Origin of the sequence: Flavobacterium sp. ZB4R12, assembly GCF_048276375.1 — a bacterium.
GTDB classification, from domain to species: Bacteria; Bacteroidota; Bacteroidia; order Flavobacteriales; family Flavobacteriaceae; genus Flavobacterium; species Flavobacterium gawalongense.
Window position 1 is genome coordinate 1 of the sequence record NZ_JBLNKS010000039.1, and the last position, 3762, is coordinate 3762.

General features: G+C 35.9%; 3 protein-coding genes and 1 tRNA gene. 1 reads left to right on the forward strand and 3 read right to left on the reverse strand.

All coding sequences use genetic code 11. The features are described 5' to 3' along the window. Window positions 1-318 precede the first annotated feature (318 nt). A complete protein-coding gene (locus ACNO7W_RS16210) occupies window positions 319-1707 on the reverse strand; it encodes a dipeptidase (RefSeq protein ID WP_417938907.1) in 1389 nt (462 codons plus the stop codon). Between the two features lie 106 nt (window positions 1708-1813). On the opposite strand from ACNO7W_RS16210, the gene ACNO7W_RS16215 reads away from it, so the two are divergent. Beyond that, window positions 1814-1895 (forward strand) — tRNA-Leu (locus ACNO7W_RS16215). 152 nt (window positions 1896-2047) lie between these two features. Here the strand turns inward: ACNO7W_RS16215 and ACNO7W_RS16220 are convergent. Together ACNO7W_RS16220 and ACNO7W_RS16225 are read right to left on the reverse strand one after the other, a co-directional pair. Continuing rightward, window positions 2048-2410 (reverse strand): nuclear transport factor 2 family protein, encoded by a 363-nt coding sequence (locus ACNO7W_RS16220; protein WP_143387861.1) that lies wholly within the window; start codon window positions 2408-2410, stop codon window positions 2048-2050. Between the two features lie 85 nt (window positions 2411-2495). Next, entirely contained in the window at window positions 2496-3404 is a 909-nt protein-coding gene (locus ACNO7W_RS16225) for a pseudouridine synthase (RefSeq protein ID WP_143387860.1), read from the reverse strand. Between the last annotated feature and the right edge of the window lie 358 nt (window positions 3405-3762).

Consider the following 3762-nt stretch of genomic DNA (forward strand, 5'->3'; position numbering starts at 1 on the left):
AAATTTCTATCGGCCTTTTAAATCCTAAAATAACTTTACTTGTTCTCATTTAATTGTCGTTTAAATGTGTAAACCTATTTTAGGACAAGACACAGATTTAAATTTGTTCTTTTCTATACTAATTAAAAAAGTCGTGTCCCGAAGTGTCATAATCATGTTAGATTTTTCATGTTATAATCAAAAAAACCTGTGACAATCCGTCTAATCTGTCAAATCTGTGTTCTATTCTAATGTATAAAAATTTGTGTCCACACGGTAGCATTAGGGAACGGATTTAAATGAATTTTCTCTGTGACTTAATGTCTTTGTGGCAAAATGCTACTTACTCAACTCCACAAAATATTTATAAAACAACGGAATGGTTTCAATCCCTTTCAAATAATTGAATATCCCAAAATGTTCGTTTGGCGAGTGAATGGCATCGCTGTCCAGACCAAATCCCATCAGGATGGTTTTGCTTTTCAATTCTTTCTCAAATAAGGCTACAATAGGGATACTTCCTCCGGAGCGCACGGGAATTGCAGGAACACCAAAAGTCTCCGTATATGCCATGTTTGCGGCTTTGTATCCTATGCCGTCTATTGGTGTCACATACCCTTGCCCGCCATGATGTGGTTTTACTTTTACGGTAACGCCGGCTGGAGCAATGCTGATGAAATGTTTGGTGAACAGTTCGGTGATTGCTGACCAATCTTGGTTAGGGACTAATCGCATCGAGATTTTGGCGAAAGCCTTACTCGCAATAACCGTTTTAGCACCTTCTCCGGTGTAGCCGCCCCAGATTCCGTTGACGTCCAGTGTAGGGCGAATCGAATTTCTTTCATTGGTTACATATCCTTTTTCGCCATAAACATCCATTAAGTCCAGTGCTTTTTTATAATCTTCTAAGTTGAAAGGCGCTTTGGCCATTTCGGCTCTTTCTTCGAGAGATAATTCCTGAACTTTATCATAAAAGCCTGGAATGGTAATGTGATTGTCATCATCATGAAGCGAAGCAATCATTTTTGCCAAAATGTTAATGGGATTGGCTACTGCACCACCGTACAATCCGGAATGCAAATCACGATTAGGTCCCGTAACTTCAACTTCTACATAACTTAATCCGCGCAATCCCGTCGTGATGGAAGGTTGCTGATTTGAAATCATTCCCGTATCAGAAATTAAAATCACATCATTTTTTAGTTTTTCCTGATTGCGTTCCACAAACCAACTCAAACTTTTGGAACCCACTTCTTCTTCGCCTTCAATCATAAATTTCACGTTGCAAGGCAAAGTATTCGATTGAACCATGTATTCCAATGCTTTTACGTGCATGTACATTTGGCCTTTGTCATCACAAGATCCACGGGCAAAAATAGCGCCTTCGGGATGGATATCGGTTTTTTTGATAACGGGTTCAAATGGGGGAGAAGTCCATAATTCCAATGGATCTGGCGGTTGTACATCATAATGACCATAAACTAGAACCGTTGGCAACGATTTATCAATAATTTTTTCACCGTAAACAATTGGGTAACCTGGAGTATCGCAAATCTCAACAAAATCGCAACCTGCTTTTTCTAAACTGGTTTTTACGGCAGCAGCGGTGTCTATAACATCTTGAGAATAAGCAGTGTCAGCACTTACGGATGGGATTTTTAATAATTCGATTAATTCATTGATAAACCGATCCTTATGTTGCTGAACGTATGATTTTATATTTTCCATTATTGATTTTGTTTATATTTCAAAAGTACAAAAAAGAGTATGAATATTTTTTACATAAATTGCTTTGAAAGTTGGAAGTTATGTTTATCTTTGCACCCACAATTACGCGGATATGGTGAAATTGGTAGACATGCCAGACTTAGGATCTGGTGCCGCAAGGCGTGTAGGTTCGAGTCCTATTATCCGCACAAAAAAAGCTTCTCAATCGAGAAGCTTTTTTTATATCTGTATGATAGACATTATTGTAAAAAAGTGGATACGGATTTTTGAATCCATATCCACTTTTTTTAAGTCATTCGGGGTAAATCATATTCCAGCAAAAAAATCAATATTTTGACTTTTATCCATGATACACTCGGGAAGCAATTATTTTATCTTCTCTGATGTCTAATACTTCAGCAACCAGCATATCCTCTTCTCCATTTACCGTTCTCGTGTATTCCATAAAAACGCGATCCCCATTTGCGGTAAGCGATTTAACTTTGTAATTCAAACTTGGTAAACGCTCAAAAGCATCTTGCCACCATTCGCGCAACGCCTCCTTACCGGTAACAAAACCGTTGGTGTCAGGTTTGTATATTTTTAGTTTTGGACTAAAATGCACTGCATCTTCATCATACAAAGACAATAGTTTTTCTAACTCTTTATTATTAAAAGTTTCAAACCATTTAAAAGCAATAGATTGTAATTTTTCTGGTGTCATACTAATTAGGATTGAATTTTTAATTAAAAAAATCCCATTTCACTTTATGCGAAAGGGATTTTATTTTTATAATTTCAAAGAAATATTAAACGTTCTTCAAATTGATAATTTCTTGTTCTGTAAGCAATCTCCAGTTGCCTCGTGGTAAATTCTTTTTGGTTAAACCAGCAAAAGAAACTCTGTCAATTCGCAATACATCATAACTGAAGTGTTCAAAAATAGAGCGAACCACTTTTACGTTAGACGATCTTAATTGCAAGCCGATTTCACTTTTCGCTTCGCCATCGATGTAACTTACATCTTCCACAAAAACACGGTGACCATCAAGAACCAAACCTTTGTTTATTTTTTCTAAATCTTCAAATTTCAAATTTTTATCAAGTGAAACTTGGTATATTTTAGATGATTTTTGACTTGGTAAAGTAAACTTACGAATCATATCCGTATCGTTCGTGAACAATAGCAATCCAGTTGTGTTTTTATCCATTCTTCCAACAGCGCCAATTTTTGCAGTCGTAGAGCCTTTAACCAATTCCAATACATTACGATACTCCTGACCTTCGTCCAAGGCAGTCGTAAAGTTTTTTGGTTTGTTTAGTAAGATGTATACTTTTTTCTCCGGTGTCAAAGTCGAACCGTCAAAATTCACTACATCTCCTGGTTTTACCATATATCCCATTTCGGTAACAGGAATTCCGTTTACTTTCACGGTTCCGGATTGAATATAAATATCAGCATCACGACGCGAGCACGCACCAGAATTAGCGATGTATTTATTCAAACGAATTTCGTCTTTTACTTTCGGTCTCTTTGGTGCTTGATTTGGTTTTTTCTCTACTTTATCAGTAGCGATATCGGCAACTTTAGTATTTACTTTAACTTTTTTCGGCCCTTGAGCGCGCTTCTGCATGGCAGGTTTTGGCTTATTCGAACTTGGTCGTGAGCTATTCGCTCTTGGACTACTTTTCTTATTATTGCCTTCCTTGTTATTCATAATATTCCAATAATTTGTGCAAATATACTATTTATATAATTGACAATCAATAACTGCCAATTATAAAAACGCTAACTGTCTCGTTAATAAGCTAATTAATACCTTTTAGTTTAGTTTTTTGGAGCTATTTCCCGCTATCGTTTCAATCTTTTATTTTTTATGACAGTCCGCAATATGTTCCAAAGGATAAAATATGGCACACAGATAACACGGATTGAACGGATTTTGCACAGATTTAAATAACTGTCTCGTCCTGAAAAAAGTTTACACTTTTTGTTATTAATCCTGATATAAATTTACATTAATTCTTAATCCTAAAATGGGTTTATTTTTCATTGTAAATTTTATTAACTTTATA

Bases quoted from the DNA above. Each gene is read 5' to 3' on its own strand.
- ACNO7W_RS16225 (WP_143387860.1), bottom strand. From the start codon at position 3,404: ATGAATAACAAGGAAGGCAATAATAAGAAAAGTAGTCCAAGAGCGAAT.
- ACNO7W_RS16220 (WP_143387861.1), bottom strand. From the start codon at position 2,410: ATGACACCAGAAAAATTACAATCTATTGCTTTTAAATGGTTTGAAACT.
- ACNO7W_RS16210 (WP_417938907.1), bottom strand. From the start codon at position 1,707: ATGGAAAATATAAAATCATACGTTCAGCAACATAAGGATCGGTTTATC.